Below are 20284 nucleotides of genomic sequence, written 5' to 3' on the forward strand. Positions count from 1 at the left end.
AGATTATCTCTGATCAAACGTCTCTACAACGTATTGTTGTCTCGAAACTAATAGGCAACAAGTTTATATGTAAGCCTTTTCTTCTCATTCACTTGCAATTTACCCATACAAAATCGATTGCCTTTACGCTTTCAACATATTTGGTTATCAATATTAATAAAACTATAATGGCAGACCTATTTTGTGACTAAAGTCTCATGGAGCCACGTTCTAACTCGCTAATATTGCCTCAACAAAACGAATTCAATTCAACAGAATCGGTAATTGATTAAATCCTGTTCCTATAATTACCGTCTAAACTTTGGAGAACGACCATGGCTACACCTCATATTAATGCTCAAGCTGGTGATTTCGCAGAAACAGTACTTATGCCGGGCGACCCGCTTCGCGCAAAATACATTGCAGAAACATTCCTTGATGACGTGAAGCAAGTTTGTGACGTTCGCAACATGTTTGGCTACACAGGCACTTACAAAGGTAAGAAAGTTTCTGTAATGGGCCACGGTATGGGTATCCCATCATGCTGCATCTACGTACACGAGCTAATCGCTGAGTTCGGCGTGAAAAACGTTATTCGTGTAGGTAGCTGTGGCGCGGTACGTGACGACGTTAAACTAATGGACGTTGTTATCGGCATGGGTGCATCTACTGACTCAAAAGTAAACCGCATTCGTTTCAACAACCACGACTTCGCTGCTATCGCTGATTTCGGTCTTCTAGAAGAAGCAGTAAACCAAGCTCGTGCACAAGAAGTTCCAGTTAAAGTTGGTAACGTATTCTCTGCAGACCTTTTCTACACTCCAGAAGCTGACCTTTTCGAAAAAATGGAAAAGCTAGGCATCCTAGGTGTTGATATGGAAGCGGCTGGTATCTACGGCGTTGCTGCAGACCTTGGTGCTAAAGCACTAACTATCCTAACAGTATCTGACCACATCATCCGTGGTGAAAAACTAAGTTCTGAAGAGCGTCAAAAGTCTTTCAACGACATGATGAAAGTTGCTCTAGAGACAGCAATCAACATCTAACGATTTGATAAAAGATACATTGAAAAGCGTTACCCCGCAGCCAGGCTCGCTTGGCTGCTCAAATAATCCCGAGGGGGAGATCGTGTCTAACGACAAGCTGCCAAAAGATGCGGATGGTTTGCAACTCAACTTTTGTAAAACATTGGCGTGTGACAACTTTGGCTTGAGCGATGCAAAACGGTATGTTTTGCAACACGCGAACCCTAAGCGTCCAGCGATGGTTTGTCGTGAATGTGGAGCTTTCCCCCCCTTACTTAACAATCGTGAAGTGTTAAGCGAACTTCATCGCCTAAGACAACTTCACAGCGACGGGCTCCCTGCTTGTCGTAATGATGATTGCGATAACTTCGGCTTATCGGTTCATACCCATAAACATCTTTATCATGCCTTCGGCTACAGTGGCGACAGGCAGCGTTATCGATGCAAAGACTGCCAAACAACCTTCGTTGATAAATGGTCTGGATCCAATAAAAAACTCCAATTTCAAGAGAACCTCATGGGCTTACTGTTCATGGGCTATTCCGTACGTGAAATCTGCCGAAAATTAGAGATCAACCCAAAGACTTTCTATGATCATGTTGACCATATCGCGAGCCGTTGTCGTCGTAAATTAGCGATGATCGATGCACGATGGGTTAACCATGCGAAAGATTACGAGTTCGCATCTCACTACCAGCGTCTGCAACCACAAAGTAACAACGGTGTGGTGTGGATAGCGACGGGCGAGGCGCATTCTGGCTATATACTTTGCCAACACGTTAACTACTCTCAAAATGAAGAACCATCAGGAAACGTCGACCATAACCCTTATGATGATGTGGCACGATTTGTATCCAAAGAGCACTCTTCAGAAGCAAATCTCGAACTGCCTCAGCCCTCTGACAAACTAAAAGAGCGCATTGAACAGCAGTACCAAGTGATTCTTGCGAGAGGTAACGTTGAGGACCCTATGGGTAACCTCACCACATTTAGTTACCCTTCAAAAGGCGCTCTCATTCGACCGCCTTATACCTCTTATGCTCACTTCTTACATGTGTTGGATATGTGTAACGAAGACAAGCATGTCGCCATCTATATGCCACAAGATCCATTACTAAGATCTGCCGCTTTAAGTGTATGTTTGCCGCGCATTCAGAGTCAAAATATTGACCTCATGTATGTCGAAGAAGATTCAGGCTGGCAAGACGACCAAAGTTTTGAAAAGATCGACATCGTTCACATGAGTTGGTGGCGAGATCGCTGGGCTATTGCCAATCAGGGTGATAACCAGAAAGGTATCTGCTACCTAACCGGTAACAATCCAGAACCAAAACAGTGGTTTAACACAGCCTCAATTCAACAAACTAAGTTCTATCAACAGCGCTTTCAGTTGTTATTTGATAGCTTTATTAATGAGCCCAGACGTAAGCTTCGTCCTGGGGGCATTCTTCCATTGCTCGACATATTTAGAGCTTGGCACAATCTGTGCTACCAAGATAAGCAAGGGCTCACGGCAGCACAACGCTTAGGCGTAGGGGAGCTGCCATTAACTCTAAAGCAACTACTTTCATAGCAACAAAGCCTCTAGGTAATTATTCGGGAACTCATTGATTTTAAAGCGACAACATGAGGTAACACCCATAATTAGAAAAGATCGATGTTCCTTTGACGCTCTACGAAAGATAATTGGTGCTTATCTCAAATTACACTCTTATAATGATTGTGTTATCAATATGTTCGATAATCATGGATGTAAGTCTTGGACAAAAATCAGTACCTTCTTGAAACAGAATTAGAAAAACTCAAAACTCGTGTCGACTCTGAGCCATCGGTGATCCTAGAGATTGCCCAACAGTGCCTAGTCCGATCAGAGCAAGTTCTGTTTGAAGAGGGTGCCATCCAGTCATTAATGTTAATGGCAAGATGTAACTGGAACCTGATGGATTACCAAAAAGGTTTAAAATACATCAAGGAAGCCTACAAGCGCCAAAGCCGATTAGATACCGACCTTTTTCTCCCTGAAATCCTCCATTTACACGCGCTCCAGTTCTGGGGACAAGCCAAGTACTATTCCGCCCAACAGTTCTGGATCAATGCTTTGGAGCAGTCCGCGTTGGTTGATGAAGTCGAAATTCAAATTGAATGCCTCATTGGCCTTGGCAATATTTGGCGGATGACCCACGAATATAAACTTGCACGTTCTACCCACCAGCTTGCCGTTAAAGTTGCTAACAACAGCCGCATTGGTTGGTTAGAGGGTAAAGCCAGAATACTGCTTGCGTGGGATTACTACCTGCTCAACAACTATGTTGAAATGCTGTCGGTATTGGACGGTGCAGAAGAAGCATTAAAAGACCATAAAGATAACACTTGGCATGCAGAGGTATGGGACTTTCGAGGCCTTGCCCTACTTGGTCTTGAACGCTTAGATGACGCGGAGCGCGCCACGGCCAAAGCGCACAATCTGGCAGTTGAACACAACCTAGTTTGGATGAAGGCGCACTCATACATCAGCCGAGCTAGATTGGAGCTCCTGAGAAAAAGACCAGAACAAGCGGCGGAATTACTGAGGCTCGCAGAACAATCCGCAAACGAGTTCGATAATGGCGAGTTGCTGAGCCAAATCTGTTACCAACAATCCTTGGTGGCGGAAGAAAACCAAGACTTCCAAGCCGCGCTCGTCGCCTTTAAAAAGTACCGTCAATATTCTATCGGCATGCTCAAAGAGCAAACGACACGTGTCGGTTTGGACAAAGCACGCAGTTCAAAACGCCAACTTGAACAGAGAGCACGAAAACTGATTAATCGTATTCGCGGTCAGCACGAGTACGATCCTGAAAAGCACCTCTCTTACGTTGTCTCTGAAACCTTTTGGTGGGAAAAGTTGGTGCTGTTCAAGACAGAGCTTAAACGTTCAAACCACAGCATCATTATGTTCCATCATGTCGATACTGATTACTTAGATGTCTGTACCGAGATTGCTCATGCTTTATGTAACCAGAATGACTTCATCGCAAGGCTAAGTTCTGAACGTGTGGCCCTTATGCTTTCCGAAAAAGGCGAAGCCGCAGAGCAAACCTTCCAAACTCTCAGCACCATGCTTGATATCTATCCATGGCATAGAAAAGGACTAAAGGGTTCGAAACCGACCGTCAGCCTCAATGATATTTTGACGTTCCCGTTCACGCTTGAACAATTAGAAGAAGACGATGCTGAGGTAATAGAATAATGGAAACTCTATTAAGCAAGATCACAGACGCCGGTTTAGACCCTTCATCAGTATCAGGTGAAGAAGCGATCATCTTCTGGAACCACATTCGTCAGCACGTTTCGACAACGCAAACAGAGCAAGCGCACTGCTATATCATTAGCTCTGAATACCGTGCCGAGTTACAACAAAATCAAACCAGTATCGAAGAGTTGAGACGAGCACTCGATCTGCTCCACCTTCCTGCCGATATCGAAGATATTCTGACAGTCAAAACCAGTTTAAGTGACCGCTTAGTTGAAACTGGTGATTACACCTCAGCACTCAATGAATTCGTCAGTTCATCGACTATCGCGGTTGAACACGGTCATATCGATGAGTATGTATTAGCTATTTTAGGCATGGGCAACCTGTGTGATTCCTATGGCGATCACAACAGAGCACTTCGTTACTACCAAAAAATCAGCAGCATAGACCATGCGATAAGCAGTCGCTCACTTCGCCTCAAATTCAAGCTGCATATGGTAGCAAGCCTACTTCTACTCAATCGCATTACAGCAGCCAGCGATTTACTGAATGAGTGCGAAGAACTGAGTATTTTGGTCAGTGACAAGTTGCTCACAGCTCAAATACTGCTTTACCAAGCAAAGGTGCTGCGCGCTAAGAAAAAACACCATGAAGCGCTACGCTGTCTGTCTAAGGTTCAATACCCAGCCAACAGCACTCAAGCAAGCTGGCTTGCAACCATGACTCGTCTAGAGCTCGCACATTGCCTAAGTGCAACCGGCAAGCAAGACTACGCGAGCATGATTTTGTCGAGCACAGACAAACGCGTGAAAGCCTACTCGTCGCCAGTACTTGCAAAACGATTCTACGATTCGCTGAGTGATGTGTGTATGAATCAAGGGCGTTTTCAAGAAGCGCTAAGCTATGAGAAAAAAGGCTACCGAATTGAAACCGATCTGATGAAGCAGATCCCGATCAGTGAACTCGGTGCAAGCCAGCTACGCCGACTGTCTCGTTTTGAGTTACAACTCAAACTCATTCTCTCTGAACAAGAGAACAAAGAGCTCAAAGAGACAACCGAACAACACAAGAATGCGGTGGCTCAGCTTCAACAAGACGTATTCACAGATCCATTAACAGGGTTGCACAACCGCCGCTGGTTAGATGTGAAACTGAAAGACATGCTGCTGCACGATACCTCTTTCGCGCTGATGGTTATTGATATTGACCACTTCAAGTCTATCAATGATGAACTGAGTCACTTAGTGGGCGATAAAGCGATTGTTAGTGTGTCTCAAGAGCTACGTTCATACTTTAAGTTTAGAGGCGCGTCATGTGTCAGATTTGGTGGAGAAGAGTTCCTCGTCATTCTAGAGAACACTGATCTTCCGAAGGCAGAAATGCACTCTGAAAATTATCGAGAGCGCATCTTCCAATTTGGATGGCATGAAATACTTGGGGAGCGTGGTTTGACCGTGAGTATTGGTATCACTTTGCATCGTGACGGAGAGAATACTCAACGCACCTTCTACCGTGCGGATAAAGCGCTATACCGAGCTAAAGCCAACGGCCGTAATCAAGTGTGTACAGAGTAGTGGCATATAGCTCTGTAGCTTAGGCCAACTGCTTATTGATAAAAGAACAGAGAAATACCAGCAAGGGCGGCAAGTGTGCCTATGATACTTTGCTTTGACACCTTCTCCCCTTTCAGCGCATAAATCACCAAAATAAAGACCGGGCTGGTCGCTATCAACGTTTGTGCAATCGCAGGGTTAGCATTCTTCAACGCCACTTGTTGAAGCCATAGAGCGAGAAACGTCCCGACAAAGATTGCTCCTAATAACCACAGTTTATCGAGCTTGGTCATTTCCCATAAATCTCTTTTTATCGATGAATACGGCTTCTTTTCAACGAAAGGGATAATCAGCATCACAGCAAACACGCCAATCGTCAGGCGAATCAAAGCACCTAACAATGGTGGAATATCACCCGCCACTAACGCGTAATGAGAAATAACCACACCAGATGCCTGACAGACACTCGCCACAAGCCCATAACCAATGCCACCCCACTGCGCTTTGTTATTCGATTCACCGCTCGCCGATTTTGATGGCTGGAAGACAACGAAGGTCACCGCTAGTGTTGTAATCACGACACCGAGCCAACTTTGCACTGTCAATACAGCGCCCAGGAACATTAATGCCAGCACACCAGAAAGAGGCGGGGCTAAAGATTCCAGTAACAGCGTCTTATTGGCACCGATTCTTTTCAACGCCGCAAAATAGGCGCTATCTCCAATCGCAATGCCAATCACACCTGAAATTGCCAATATCAGAAAATGGTTGGTACTCAGTTCAAACTCCGGCATCGGAATAAGAGGCATCACCAGCAACATCATCCCTGACGCCACTACACCCTTAACAATGTTCAATTGCATCGCAGAGAAGCGATGACCAAACTGTCCATAAATCCATGTCGCACACGCCCACACAATCGCAGCACCAATAGCCGCCAATTCACCTATATACATCCGTGTTTATCCTTTGTGGTTGTGCACGTCATTTAGAATCGTAGCTGTCATCATTTCAGCTAAAATACCAACCAGAAAGCCGAAATAGCCTCTTCAAACGCGATGAGATTTTATAAGATTCGTCAATAATTTTGCTCACATTAGAAGCGAACACTCATCATTTATAACTCAGCAAATCATTTTTATAACAATTACTTGGATGATAGCGTACTATATTTATAACTAACATCTAACATTACAAGGATCTGTTATGTTTTTAGACTACTTTGCACTCGGCTTACTCATTTTCGTTGCTCTAGTCATCTTTTACGGCATCATCGTTATTCACGATATCCCTTATGAAATAGCCAAAGAACGTAATCATCCTCACCAAGACGCAATTCACGTCTCAGGCTGGGTTAGCCTATTCACTTTGCACACAATTTGGCCCTTTCTATGGATTTGGGCAACATTATGGCGGAAAGACCGAGGCTGGGGCTTCGAAAAACTCGAAGAAGAGCAGCACGATATTCATCACCGAGTGGATGTTTTAATCGATCAAGTTAGCACCCTTCAAGAAGAGATCGCACAGCTCAAACAAGCAAATACTAAACAAAGCAGCACAAAAAAAGAGTCAAACAACGTTCAAGATCAGGAGGCTAAGTAATGGATTTACTACTGATAATGACCTACGCGGCACTTTGTATCACTATTTTCAAAGTATTTAATATCCCACTAAACAAATGGACAGTGCCTACCGCAGTGCTCGGTGGTGTGGTCATCGTAGGAACATTGATCCTATTAATGAACTACAACCATCCTTTCACACAACTTGGCAACCAAGTTTACTCAACGACTCCAATTGTTTCAGGCGTTAGAGGTAAAGTCATTGAGGTTCCTGTTGAGGCGAATTCTCCTTTAAAGAAAGGAGACATCCTCTTTAAAATTGACCCTATCCCTTTTGAAGCAGAAGTCGCTAAGCTCGAAGCGAAAGTAAAAGAAGCAAGCCAAGGAGCACTTGGGCTTGAATCTCAAGTTGCTGAAGCTGAAGCTGCTAAAATCAAAGCGATTGCAGAAAGAGACAAAGCGCAACGCGAATTTTCTCGTTATAAGCGTGGCTTTGAAAGTGGTGCGTTTACCGAACAACAATTGGATACTCGTAGACAAGCTTATAAGGCATCGGAAGCAGCAGTAAAAGTAGCAGAAGCAAGTCAACAACAAGCTCAGATCGCTCTAAATTCTGAAATTGGTGGCGAGAACACCGCAGTGGCAGGATTACTTGCAGACTTACGTAAGGCTCAATTCAACCTTGACCAAACGGTCGTGAGAGCACCAACGGATGGATATGTTACACAACTAGCACTGCGTCCAGGCGTAATGGCTGTACCGCTACCTCTTGCTCCTGTGATGACATTTGTCCATACGGAAGAAAAATACTACATCGCAGCATTCAGACAAAACTCATTGCAACGACTGCATCCTGGTTTCGAAGCTGAATTTTTATTCAGAGCACTACCAGGCAAGATTTTCAAAGGACGCATTGATGAAATAATCCCAGCTATTGGTGAGAGTCAAATTCAAGCGCGCGGGACACTTATTGGTACCAATGCACTTCGTACTAATGGACGCGTATTTGCTAAAATGACCATCACTGATGACCTGTCTGACTACCATTTACCTATGGGTACCGCGGTTGAAGTTGCCGTTTATTCTGACAGCTTCACCCACGTTTCAATCATGCGCAAGGTCCTTATTCGCATGAAGAGTTGGCAAAACTATCTATATCTGGACCACTAACTATACCTAGACCACTAAACGGTCGTAGATATGTGACGAACCCGCTTAACACATTGTTAAGACGCATGAAAAGCCAGACTCGCTCTGGCTTTTTTGTTGCTTGATTAACCGTAAAATTGCGCTTTTTACACGATATTTAAGTGTTCAGATGGAATTTTAGACATCTAGACACTTACCTTCCCTTATGGAAGCGTTCTGCTGTATAATGCGCGCCTTATTTTTTATATTTGCCCAAAAAACGTTCTCATTGAGACGCATATTAATAATGGTGAATATTCGTTCTTTATTAAGCTTTATCTTTCAGTATTCGAGGTTATCTATGAACTTTTCAGCTAAAACAGTGGTCGTTATTGCCATTGGCGCGGCACTGTACGGCATTGGTGGTTTACCTATGTTTGGTGTCCCAGTGTTTGCTAACACGACATTGAAACCAGCAATGGCAGTTCTAGCACTGTTTTCTGTTTTGTTCGGCCCTATTGTTGGCTTCTTAGTTGGCTTTATCGGTCACTGGGTAACGGATCTGTTCGCAGGCTGGGGTGTGTGGTTAACTTGGGTTTTAGGCTCAGGTATCGTAGGCATGGTTATCGGCTTATTCCCGATATTGACCAAGAACCGCCTTCAGCAAGGTGAGTTGCCTATGAAGGACTTCGCGCTGTTTGTGGTACTTGCCCTTGCCGGTAATGTGGTTGGTTACGGCTGCTCTGCATTCCTAGATACCATCCTTTATGCAGAACCGTTTACTAAAGTCTTCACTCAACTCTCTATCATTGCTGCGGGTAACACCGTTCTGATCGCTGTTGTTGGCTTACTGATCCTAAAATCAGTCGCTAAACGCAACAAACAAAGCCGTAACCTGACTGAGGCATAAGCGATAATGACTATAGCATTTTCGAACTTCTCTTTTAGATATGAGTCGCTGGATAAACCGACGCTAAAAAATATCAATCTAAGGATAGAGAAAGGAGAGAAAATCGTCATTATTGGACCAAGCGGTAGTGGTAAATCTACCCTAGGTCAATGCCTTAACGGTCTGATTCCTCATGCTATCAAAGGTGAGGTGACTGGCTCTCTAGAGATCAACGGTAAGAACATTTCTGATTTTTCTATGCACGACTATACCGAGCAGGTTGGCACAGTATTACAAGATACTGATAGCCAATTTGTCGGTTTGAGTATTGGCGAAGACATCGCATTCGCACTGGAAAATCAGTTAGTGTCGAACATTGATATGTACCCTCTGGTTAAGTCGACAGCAAAAATGGTCGACTTAGCAGATATGCTTGATCGCTCGCCACATGATTTATCCGGCGGCCAGAAACAACGCGTGTCATTAGCGGGCATCTTAGTTGATGACGTTGACATCCTGTTGTTTGATGAACCTTTGGCTAGCCTTGACCCGAAAACGGGTAAAGCGACTATCGAAATCATCGACCAACTGCATAAAGAAACCAACAAGACTATAGTCATCATCGAGCATCGCCTTGAAGATGTACTACATCGCGATATCGATCGAGTGATCTTGATGGAGCGCGGTGAAATTGTCGCGGACATGACACCCGATGAAATCTTAGCTTCTGAACTGCTTGAAACACACGGTATTCGTGAACCACTTTATTTATCTGCTCTGAAGGCAGCGAAAGCACCTTTGACCAGTGAAGATAAGCTATCAAACCTCAAAGCTCTCGATTACAAAAGATTCCGCCCTGCGGTTCAGGCTTGGTTTGCAGAGCGCCCGACTCCAGTTGCCGAGAAGCAGTACCAACCTTTGCTTGAGGTCCACGGCCTGACTTACTCTTACGATGGTGAAAAGAACGCTCTCGAAGATGTCAGCTTTAAGATTGGTAAGGGTGAGTTCGTTTCAATCTTAGGCAAAAACGGTTCAGGCAAATCTACCATCACTAAACTCATCATGGGTGTGATCGATGCCGATTCAGGCTCTTCCTATCTAAATGGTGAAGACCTATCTGAGCTTTCTATCTTTGAAAGAAGCCAGAAAGTCGGTGTCGTGATGCAGAACCCAAATCATATGATCTCGCATCATATGATTTTTGATGAGATTGCTTTTGGTCTTCGTAACCGCAACATTGCAGAAGAGCTGATCACAGAAAAAGTAGAGCATGCTCTTGAGTTGTGTGGGCTGAGTAAGTTCCGCCACTGGCCGATCGAAGCACTGAGCTACGGTCAGAAAAAACGAGTAACCATCGCTTCTATTTTGGTGCTGGAGCCAGAGCTTCTGATCTTGGATGAACCAACAGCGGGTCAAGATTACCGCAACTACACCTCAATGCTGGCGTTTATCCAAAAGCTTAACCGCGAGTTAGGTATCACCGTCGTGATCATTTCACACGACATGCACCTTGTTCTAGAGTACACCACACGCTCAATTGTCATTGCTGACAGCAAGCTGATTGCCAATGCCGCGATGACGGAAGTATTCAGTCAGCCATCACTTCTAGAACGTGCAAATCTTTGTACCACCAGCATTTATGAACTCGCGACTATGATGAAAATCGACGACACCAATGCGTTTATGCAGTACTTCATCGACTACGAGAGAAGCGCTCAATGAACGCATCAAAAGTAAAATTCGGCATCAATTACATTGATACAAAATCACCGCTTCATGCACTTAACGGCATCACCAAATTTGCGCTCTTCTTAGCTTGGGTAACCGTGGTCTTAACTACGTTCGACCTAAGATTGATTGCACTGCTTATTGTGACTGGTTTATACCTGCTAAAGCTGACCAATGTGCCTGTACGCGTGTACAAGCCTTTGTTATTAGGAACGGCGAGTGTATTAAGCCTAAATGCTCTGTTCATGTACCTACTGGCTCCACAGCAAGGTACTGAGCTCATCGGCAGCGAAACCTTATTGCTGACATTGCCGGGTAACTACTCGTTGAGCCAAGAGACTCTGTTTTACTTGGTTACTGTGACGCTCAAATACATGAGCATGTTCCCGATAGCGTTGATTTTTGTCTTCACAACGCATCCAACTGAGTTTGCAGCGAGCCTCAACCGTATCGGTGTTCCCTACAAGATCGCCTATGCGGTCAGCTTAACACTGCGTTACTTGCCAGAAGTTAAAAAAGACTTCATCAATATCATGCATGCACAGCAAGCTCGTGGTGTAGAGCTCTCAAAGAAAGCGCCCCTAATTACTCGAATCAAAAATGTAGCTAAGGTTCTAGGCCCGCTCATTTTCTCTAGCTTGGACCGCGCAGACGAGATCTCTAACGCAATGACATTACGAGGTTTTGGTCGACACAAAGCACGCACTTGGTATAGCTATGCACCTTTGAAACGTATCGATTTTGTTTGTTTAAGTGTCATCGCTTTTATCGTGGTGTTAGCCATTGCGAAACGCATTCTAGAGCCGCAGTTATTTTGGTATCCGTTCTAGTCATCTGAATTAGCAAAGATAAACAAAGACTTTAAATAACACACCGCTCAATAGGGCGGTGTTTTTGTATGGACTCAAAGCCTGGTCAAAATTCAAGCGAACGAGCTATAGCTATCGACTTTTGACGATAAACTAACGCTTTTTTACCTCTAGCGTTTGAGATATCTATAAGAAACTCTTAATATATGTTGTTTACAGAATGTTACACTCAATAGAGATTTGTAATGGCTCGAATTACTCAAGTACAGAAACTAGAAAACCAAAAACACTACGATGAAATCGTACTAAACCTTTTTCTGGCTGAAGGACATGAAGCACTAACTTATGCAAGGATTGCTCAAGAAATTGGCATTAGTTTAACGACGCTTCAGGGCTATTATCCGTCGACACGCGCTATTCGTTCAGTACTTCACGGACACATGTTATCGATCGTTATAGACAGTCTAGACTTTTCATCCGAAGCGTTGTTTATCCAGTCCTGGCAAGCCGCTCTAGATAATGATCAGTTTCGATACGTGATTAAATTGATGTTCTTCCATGCTTCGCAAATAAAGAATCCTGAACAATTTAATCTCAGCTCGAACGGCGAATTTCGTGAAAAGATGTTGGATAGTTTTGGCAACGACTCAGTTCGAATCCTTGAAATGGTAGTCGGACGCTCAATGTTCTATCTCACCAATTTCAAGTAACGTTAACCAACTTACTGCAATAGAAAAAGGGAACCCTAGGGTTCCCTTTTTAGATTTTAAGAAAAGTGAGCAGCGATGGCTTGCTCAACTTATAGACCTAATTTAGCTTGTAAAAAACGGTCGATAACGGCGGTAAGCGTAGCTCAATCGAAGTGTCTAGCCCTTCGCTTTCTACTGATTCAATCTCAGCAGTCAGCTTCACTTCAAAACCGCTGCCTGCGTAGTCCACAGAGTCTGTATTCAACAGCAATGAGTACTCACCTTTTGCAGGAACACCTAAGCGGAAATGCTCGTGAGGCACTGGCGTAAAGTTAGAGACAATTAATACACGCTCACCAGACTCACTGATACGCTCGTGCGCAAGAATGCTCGCTTCAGCAGAGTCCTGTAGACGCCATTCAAAGCCTTTCGGATCAAAATCAAGATCGTGCATTGCAGCTTCAGAGCGGTACAGATTGTTCAGGTCTTTCGTTAAACGCTGAACACCTTGATGACGCTCGTAATCCAGCAAAAACCATTGCAGCTGGTCGTCATGGTTCCATTCAGCCGTCTGACCAAATTCTGCACCCATGAAGTTCAGCTTCTTACCTGGTTGCGCATACATGTAACCCATATAAGCACGTAGGTTTGCCGTTTGCTGCCATTCATCACCAGGCATCTTGTTGTGGATAGAACCTTTACCGTAAACCACCTCATCGTGAGACAGAGACAATACATAATTCTCACTGTGTGCGTAAACCAGTGGGAAGGTAATCGTATCGTGGTGATATTTACGGTTGATTGGGTCTTCTTGAATGTAAGACAAGCTGTCGTGCATCCAACCCATGTTCCACTTAAAGCCAAAGCCTAAGCCGCCCATAAAAGTCGGTGCTGAAACACCAGGGAAAGCCGTTGATTCTTCAGCAATCGTCATCGCATTCGGAAAGTGTTTATACACTTCTTCGTTCATCCACTTAAGGGTTGCGATAGCGTCGTAGTTTTCGTTGCCGCCATCCGCATTCGGGATCCATTGGTCATGGCTACGCGAATAGTCGAGGTACAACATCGAAGCAACCGCATCAACACGGATGCCATCAATGTGGAATTGCTCGAACCAGTACAGTGCATTAGAAACTAAGAAACGACGAACATGCTCTTTGCCTAAATCGTAAATGTACGAGTTCCAGTCTTGATGCCAACCACGACGTGGATCTGGATCATGGAACAATGGCGTACCATCGAAGTTTGCTAGGCCGTGATCATCACTTGGGAAGTGAGCAGGAACCCAGTCCAGAACAACGCCAAGACCCGCTTGGTGACATTGATCGACGAAGTATTTGAAATCATCTGGAGAGCCAAAACGGCTAGTCGGTGCAAAAAGACCAACAGGCTGATAGCCCCAAGAACCGTAGAATGGATGTTCTGAAACTGGCATTAGTTCAACGTGCGTGTAGCCAAGATCCGTTAGGTATGGGATCAGCTCTGCCGCAAGCTCGCGATAATTTAAGAATTCACCTTCAGCGTTACGCTTCCAAGAACCTGCATGCAATTCATAGAACGAAAGCGCTTCTTTGCGCTTTTGCGTTACCGGGCGATTTTGCCATTGAGTATCTTGCCACTGGTAACGAGCGTGATCGTAAGTTACAGATGAGAACGATGGGTATTGCTCAGAGTAGAAACCCCATGGGTCAGCTTTGTGTGGTAAGCCTTCGCCATTTGGTCCTTTTAATTCAAACTTGTATTGAGCGCCTTCTTCCAGTTCAGGAATGAATAAGCCCCACATACCGTAATCTAGGCGTTGCATTGGGTGGCGGCGACCATCCCAAGCGTTGAAGTTACCCACCAAGCTTGCCGCAGTTGCATGCGGTGCGTACACCAAGAAACGCGTACCTGAAATCGTCTGTCCATCACGCTCTAGCGTAATAAACTGAGCCCCCATGTGATGATACATATCTTTCGGTGTATGAAGATCTTCATAACTCGCATATAGATCGTGGTACTGGTAAGGATCATCGATGATCTGTTCTACGCCAGCCCAATCAACCGCAAGCTTATAGTGAGTAAAACGTAAGTCTCTCTCTTGCTTAAGAATGAAACCACTTTCACCCTCTCGCGCTAACTCAATACGAGGTTCCTTTCCAACAATCAACTCGACTTTATCTGCCCCAGGAATCCACACACGTAATGCACCTTGCTCAGAAGGTAGGTATGGCCCTAAAAACGCGAATGGGTCTGTGAAACAAGCCTGTGATAGTTGGGTATATATTTGTTTTTGCTTTGAAATCGAACTTAGTTCCAAAACGTTTCTCCCTAACCAAACATCCAAAAAACATAATACAAAAATGCCCGCTATTAGTGCGGGCAATATAACGACGGTTTATTCTACCAGATGAGCATTCATTATTGAGTGACCGAGGTTGTAGTTTCGTACGGCGTAAGCAAAAAACCACCTAATTTCAAGTCACTCACGTCATTACTTACCGGCTTTTTCTCGAACGTCAGTCAGCTTAGAAGCGATACGATTAACGCCTTCGTGAGCAAATATTTCGTCCAAGTTCATTGATAGTTTACGACGCCAGTTAGGGTATTCATCAACCGTGCCAGGAATGTTTACTGGCTTGTCCATCTCTAGCCAATCTTCTAGCTGAACGCTCAGTAGTGTTGAACCACCAGCCGCTACGTGCAGTTGAAGTGCCTCAGCAAGGTAAGAGTCCATCGGTACTTGGCTCGCATCGCGGCCCACACCTTCTGGTAGGAAACCATGCCATGCTACTGAATCTAAGATACCTTGCTTGCACTCTAGGCGGTCATCGAACAAGGTTTCTAATTGTTCTGCATCTGGGTATAAGCCAATCTCTTGGCCCATTTTCAGGTCATCACAGTGCCAGAAGCCACGAAGCGTTGGCATATCGTGAGTACACAGTGCCGCCATCGATTGTGATGCGTAGTGTTTTGGTGAGATGAAACCACCGTCATCTTCTGATGTTTCGAAGAAGAACACTTTGTAAGAGTGCACGCCAGCATCTGCAAGGATGTCGACAATCTCATCCGGTACCGTTCCTAAATCTTCACCGATAACGCTACATTGGTAACGGTGAGATTCAAGCGCCAGAATAGACAGCATATCTTGTACTGGGTAGTAGATGTACGCGCCCTTAGTTGCGTTCTCACCCTTTGGAATCCACCACAAGCGCAGTAGACCTAAAACGTGGTCGATACGCAGTGCACCACAGTGCTTCATGTTCGCACGAAGTAGCTTGATGTATGCGTCGTAGCTTGTTTCTTGAAGCACTTCTGGGTTTAACGGAGGTAGACCCCAGTTCTGACCCAAAGGACCAAGAATATCAGGTGGAGCACCAATGCTCGCATCCATCACTAGGTTGCCTTCGTCAGCCCAAGTCTCGCTGCCTGAATCTGCAACACCTACCGCTAAGTCACGGTACAGGCCAACAGCCATGCCCTTCTCTTCTGCAAGAGACTGTGCATCGTTGATCTGGCAATCTGCTAGCCATTGCAGGTACATGTACAGATGAACGTTTTCTAAGTTCTCTTTGATGTATTTCTGTGTCGCTGGGCTGTCGAATGTACGGTACTTCTCAGGGAATACCGGCCATCCCCACATGCCAGAATCTTCTGCATGCAGTTCACCATGTAGAGCATCAAACGCCGCTTGATGCATCAGGCTATCGCCACCCTCTTCTACGAAGGCTAAGAACGCTTGTGCACGGTCGCTGTTTTTGTCTAGATGACGAGTCTTAAATTCTGCGAATAGCAGAGGCAAGATGCTCATCTTAAGCTCAGACACTTCGGTGTAGTTTACCCAGTGTGCTTCACGCGCTTTTTGTAGACGCTGTTGGAACTCTGCGCTGCCGACTGTTTGTTGTGCTTCTGCACTTAGTGCAAATTCAGGAACTGAACTCACATCAATGTATAAGATGTTCAACCAGCGACGAGAAGATGGGCTATATGGGCTCGCACCTTCAGGGTTCGCAGGGAACAATGAGTGAATTGGGTTTAGACCAACGAAGTCACCACCACGAGAAGCGATATCCGCAACAAGCTGTTTTAGGTCTCCGAAATCACCAATACCCCAGTTATGCTGAGTTCTTAGGGTATAAAGTTGAACACTGGGTCCCCAAAGCTTTTTGCCTTGCTCGATTGGTGACTGCTTGAAACACGCTTTTGGCGTAATAATCAGTGTCATCTCGTAAGGCTTCTTACGGCGCTTACGGCTCACAATGAGCTTGTGATAACCCCATGCCAAATCACTTGGCAATGCAAACACTAAAGGGCCACCCTCGGCACGCTCGTCACGAATGACTTGAGATTGAAGATAGCCTTCAAGTACCTCTCCTTGCTCGGTTTCTAAGCGCCAGCTGAACTCACTTTCACGAGCACTTACACCTAGATTAAGCGCCACTTCTACTGGCTCACCGTCACGCAAGACAAGAACTGGGTCTAGTACATCTTTTTTGTGTTTTCTTTCTGCTGACTTAAGCAGTGCATCATCGCTGCTTGTATCGTAGCCCAACGAAGCCAATAGAGACGTGATCGTCTCGTCTGATACTTGTGCTTCATCGCCCCACGCACTAACGTAACTGTCGGCAATGTTTGCCATTTCTGCGACTTGTTTTAATACGGTCTGTTCTTTCATCGCTCTCTCCGAAAACGTTCTGACGCTTTCTATTTTGTAGGGTTGTTAATTTAATTTTTACTAATCAATTAGCTTGTGACAATCGGTTTGTAAGCAGCTTGTTTATAAACGAAACCTTTAAGCCTTTCGTTTGCTCACAAGCTAATTGAGCCAAGGCAGAAACTGCCTTGGCTACTTTGGAAGTATTAACGGTTAACCGCTTCAAGTTTCCAGATGTTGTTCACGTAGTCGCGGATAGAGCGGTCTGATGTGAACTTACCAACCAATGCTGTGTTAAGAATTGCTTTCTTAGCCCAACCTGCTTGGTCTTTGTATTGCGTGCCCATGTCTTCGTGCGCTTTCACGTAAGATGCGAAGTCAGCAAGACATAGGTAAGGGTCACCACCGTCTAGCAGGCTATCAAACGTTGCACGTAGAAGGCCTGGTTGACCTGGAGTGAACTCATCGCCAGTCAGTAGGTCTAGAGATGCTTTCAGTAGTGGGTCTGCATTGTAGTAGTCGTATGGGTTGTAGCCTTGAGCTTTCAGAGCTTGAACACCATCAACGTCTAGGCCGAAGATGTAGATGTTTTCATCACCCACTTCTTCACGAATCTCAACGTTTGCACCATCCATCGTACCGATAGTTAGCGCGCCGTTTAGAGCCATCTTCATGTTGCCCGTACCAGATGCTTCTTTACCCGCTAGTGAGATTTGCTGAGAAACGTCTGCTGCAGGGATGATGATTTCAGCCATGCTTACACGGTAGTCAGGAATGAATACCACTTTCAGTTTGTTACCGATGCGAGGGTCGTTGTTGATCTTCTCTGCAATCTTGTTAACCGCGAAGATGATCTCTTTCGCTAGGTGGTAACCCGGTGCTGCTTTCGCTGCGAAGAAACATACGCGTGGCTCACACTCGAAACCAGGTTCGTTAAGAATACGGTGGTACAGAGATAGAATGTGTAGCAAATCTAGGTGCTGACGCTTGTATTCGTGAAGACGTTTGATTTGAACGTCAAAGATAGCGTTAGTATCTAGCTCGATACCCATGTTCTCTTGAACCCAATCAGCTAGGCGCTGTTTGTTTTCTTTCTTAACAGCCATGAATTCTTTTTGGAATTTCGCGTCTGTTGCAAACTTAGCGATGCCTTCTAGCTGCTCAAGTTTTGCTGGCCATTCAGTGCCGATCTTACCCGTGATTAGCGCAGATAGACCTGGGTTACAGAACTTCAACCAACGACGTGGCGTGATGCCGTTCGTTACGTTAGTCAGTTTACCTGGGAAGATTTCGTTGAATTCAGGGAACAAGTCTTTCTTAACCAGTTGAGAGTGAAGCGCAGCTACACCGTTTACTTTGTAAGAACCAATCACACATAGGTTTGCCATGCGAACCATACGGTGGAAACCTTCTTGGATGATAGAAAGCTTCGCTTGCTTCTCACCATCACCAGGCCACATCTTGCGAACTTCTTGCATGAAGCGGTGGTTGATTTCAAAGATGATTTCCATGTGACGTGGAAGAAGACGATTGATTAAAGATTCAGACCAAGTCTCTAGCGCTTCTGGAAGTAGTGTGTGGTTCGTGTAAGCGAACGTGTGAGCACTGATTTCCCATGCTTGATCCCAAGATAGACCTTTCTCGTCAATCAGGATGCGCATTAGCTCAGGAATCGCGATCGTTGGGTGTGTATCGTTCAGCTGAATCGTTTCTTGCTTAGGCAGATCTTCTAGAGAGAAACCTGCTGCTTCGTGACGACGTAGAATATCGCGAACAGACGCTGCTGAATGGAAGTACTGCTGCATTAGACGCAGTGTCTTACCTTTCTCGTGGTTATCGTTCGGGTAAAGAACCTTAGTGATGTTACCTGCATCGATTAGCGAGTGTTGCGCTTCGAAGTAATCACCGTTGTTGAAGCTTGCTAGTGAGAATGGTGCAATTGCCTGACATTCCCAAAGACGCAATGGGTAAACCGTGTTTGACTCGTAACCTACGATAGGTAGATCCCAAGGCATTGCTTTCACTTCCATACCTGGAACCCAAGTACGTACTTCTTTACCGTCGATGAATTCAACTTCTACATGACCGTAAAAACCAATGTGTTGTGCTAGTTCTGGACGAGCCACTTCCCATGGGTAACCTTCAACACCGCGCCATGCGTCAGGTGCTTCTTGTTGGCGACCGTCTTGGAAAGACTGCTTGAATAAACCGTATTCGTAGTGAAGACCGTAGCCTACTGTTGGGTATTCTTGAGCGGCACAAGAATCCATGAAACAAGCAGCTAGACGACCAAGACCACCATTACCTAGTGATGGGTCACGTTCTTCTTCTAGAAGGTCAGTTAGGTTTTGACCTAGCTCTTCCATTGCATGAGTGATCTGTTCGTATAGACCCATGCTGATCAGGTTGTTACCTGTTAGACGGCCAATCAAAAACTCAAGTGATAGGTAGTTAACGCTCTTCGCGTTCTTAATTTTTTCGTCATTTTCAGTTTCTAACAGATCAAATGTTGTGAGTTCTGCTAGCGCACGCCCCATTGCTAGGTACCATGCGCGGCTATCTGCGTTTTCAATCGTTGTTGCGTAGGTTGCAGATAAATGTTTCTTAACACTCTCTTGGAATGACACTTTATCGAAAGTTTTTTGCTGAGTTGGTTTCATTTCAGAAATCTCGCTTTTAATAGTTCTAATTCATCTGTGACATATCGTGCATGGTCACCATAAACTAAACATCCTCCCGCTAATGCAACTGACTAGGAGTAGATGGGAGGGCGTAGGGGGCGTACCGACTTAGGGTTAGTGATCTGACTCTCATGTTCTGACTGCGAACAAAAACTTGGAGTGACTAAGATCACAAGCTCCCGTTCGATAACTTAACTTCAATTGATGTGACTTTTATTTAACCCATTTAAAGTCATTGCCAAATCTGAGTTTCAGATCACGAAAATAATTTCCAACTCTCATCTTTTGCATTGATTCCCGTGTAGGGATGAACGAAGTCACATTCACAAACCAACCCGCAACGTGAGCAAAGTCTCAAATAAAGGGCGTAGAC

The 20284-nt window shown here is 45.0% G+C and carries 14 protein-coding genes; 10 read left to right on the top strand and 4 right to left on the bottom strand.

The window, feature by feature from the left end; translation table 11 throughout:
• Nucleotides 1-314 precede the first annotated feature (314 nt).
• The 4 genes from deoD to AB4133_RS11975 all read left to right on the top strand — a co-directional run bounded on the left by deoD (nt 315) and on the right by AB4133_RS11975 (nt 5813).
• On the top strand, nt 315-1025 hold the full coding sequence (deoD, locus tag AB4133_RS11960) for a purine-nucleoside phosphorylase (protein WP_017061880.1): 711 nt from the start codon (nt 315-317) through the stop codon (nt 1023-1025).
• Nucleotides 1026-1107: 82 nt separating this feature from the next.
• Entirely contained in the window at nt 1108-2577 is a 1470-nt protein-coding gene (locus AB4133_RS11965) for a lactate dehydrogenase (protein WP_017061879.1), read from the top strand.
• Between the two features lie 186 nt (nt 2578-2763).
• Nucleotides 2764-4233: a hypothetical protein gene (locus tag AB4133_RS11970; protein ID WP_372224566.1), complete on the top strand. Its 1470-nt coding sequence runs from the start codon at nt 2764-2766 to the stop codon at nt 4231-4233.
• Nucleotides 4233-5813 carry a GGDEF domain-containing protein gene (locus AB4133_RS11975; RefSeq protein ID WP_017072413.1) on the top strand — a complete coding sequence of 527 codons (1581 nt, stop codon included), beginning with the start codon at nt 4233-4235 and terminating at the stop codon, nt 5811-5813. Before AB4133_RS11970 ends, AB4133_RS11975 begins: the two co-directional genes overlap by 1 nt.
• Before the next feature lie 32 nt (nt 5814-5845).
• Here the strand turns inward: AB4133_RS11975 and AB4133_RS11980 are convergent, their stop codons facing one another.
• Nucleotides 5846-6748 carry a DMT family transporter gene (locus tag AB4133_RS11980; RefSeq protein ID WP_017061876.1) on the bottom strand — a complete coding sequence of 301 codons (903 nt, stop codon included), beginning with the start codon at nt 6746-6748 and terminating at the stop codon, nt 5846-5848.
• A gap of 250 nt (nt 6749-6998) precedes the next feature.
• Here AB4133_RS11980 and AB4133_RS11985 point away from each other — a divergent pair, with 250 nt between their 5' ends.
• The 6 genes from AB4133_RS11985 (at nt 6999) to AB4133_RS12010 (ending at nt 12618) form a co-directional block, all read left to right on the top strand.
• On the top strand, nt 6999-7394 hold the full coding sequence (locus AB4133_RS11985) for a DUF3302 domain-containing protein (protein ID WP_017061875.1): 396 nt from the start codon (nt 6999-7001) through the stop codon (nt 7392-7394).
• Nucleotides 7394-8524 carry an HlyD family secretion protein gene (locus AB4133_RS11990; RefSeq protein ID WP_017061874.1) on the top strand — a complete coding sequence of 377 codons (1131 nt, stop codon included), beginning with the start codon at nt 7394-7396 and terminating at the stop codon, nt 8522-8524. The genes AB4133_RS11985 and AB4133_RS11990 overlap by 1 nt, the downstream gene beginning before the upstream one ends.
• A 319-nt stretch (nt 8525-8843) precedes the next feature.
• Nucleotides 8844-9392 (top strand): ECF-type riboflavin transporter substrate-binding protein, encoded by a 549-nt coding sequence (locus tag AB4133_RS11995; protein ID WP_372224569.1) that lies wholly within the window; start codon nt 8844-8846, stop codon nt 9390-9392.
• Nucleotides 9393-9398: 6 nt separating this feature from the next.
• Entirely contained in the window at nt 9399-11093 is a 1695-nt protein-coding gene (locus AB4133_RS12000) for an ABC transporter ATP-binding protein (protein WP_372111993.1), read from the top strand.
• Nucleotides 11090-11929 carry an energy-coupling factor transporter transmembrane protein EcfT gene (locus AB4133_RS12005; RefSeq protein WP_048609820.1) on the top strand — a complete coding sequence of 280 codons (840 nt, stop codon included), beginning with the start codon at nt 11090-11092 and terminating at the stop codon, nt 11927-11929. The genes AB4133_RS12000 and AB4133_RS12005 overlap by 4 nt, the downstream gene beginning before the upstream one ends.
• A 224-nt stretch (nt 11930-12153) precedes the next feature.
• Nucleotides 12154-12618, top strand: coding sequence for a TetR/AcrR family transcriptional regulator (locus AB4133_RS12010; RefSeq protein ID WP_372224571.1), 465 nt, complete (start codon nt 12154-12156; stop codon nt 12616-12618).
• A gap of 97 nt (nt 12619-12715) precedes the next feature.
• Here AB4133_RS12010 and glgB read toward each other — a convergent pair whose 3' ends face one another.
• From glgB to AB4133_RS12025, 3 genes are all read right to left on the bottom strand, one after another.
• Nucleotides 12716-14896 carry a 1,4-alpha-glucan branching protein GlgB gene (glgB, locus tag AB4133_RS12015; protein WP_372224573.1) on the bottom strand — a complete coding sequence of 727 codons (2181 nt, stop codon included), beginning with the start codon at nt 14894-14896 and terminating at the stop codon, nt 12716-12718.
• A gap of 174 nt (nt 14897-15070) precedes the next feature.
• Nucleotides 15071-17251: a 4-alpha-glucanotransferase gene (gene malQ, locus AB4133_RS12020; protein ID WP_017067441.1), complete on the bottom strand. Its 2181-nt coding sequence runs from the start codon at nt 17249-17251 to the stop codon at nt 15071-15073.
• Nucleotides 17252-17436: 185 nt separating this feature from the next.
• On the bottom strand, nt 17437-19890 hold the full coding sequence (locus AB4133_RS12025; RefSeq protein WP_017064238.1) for a glycogen/starch/alpha-glucan phosphorylase: 2454 nt from the start codon (nt 19888-19890) through the stop codon (nt 17437-17439).
• Between the last annotated feature and the right edge of the window lie 394 nt (nt 19891-20284).

Source organism: Vibrio sp. 10N.286.52.F8 (assembly GCF_041468745.1).
Taxonomy (GTDB): Bacteria; Pseudomonadota; Gammaproteobacteria; order Enterobacterales; family Vibrionaceae; genus Vibrio; species Vibrio crassostreae_C.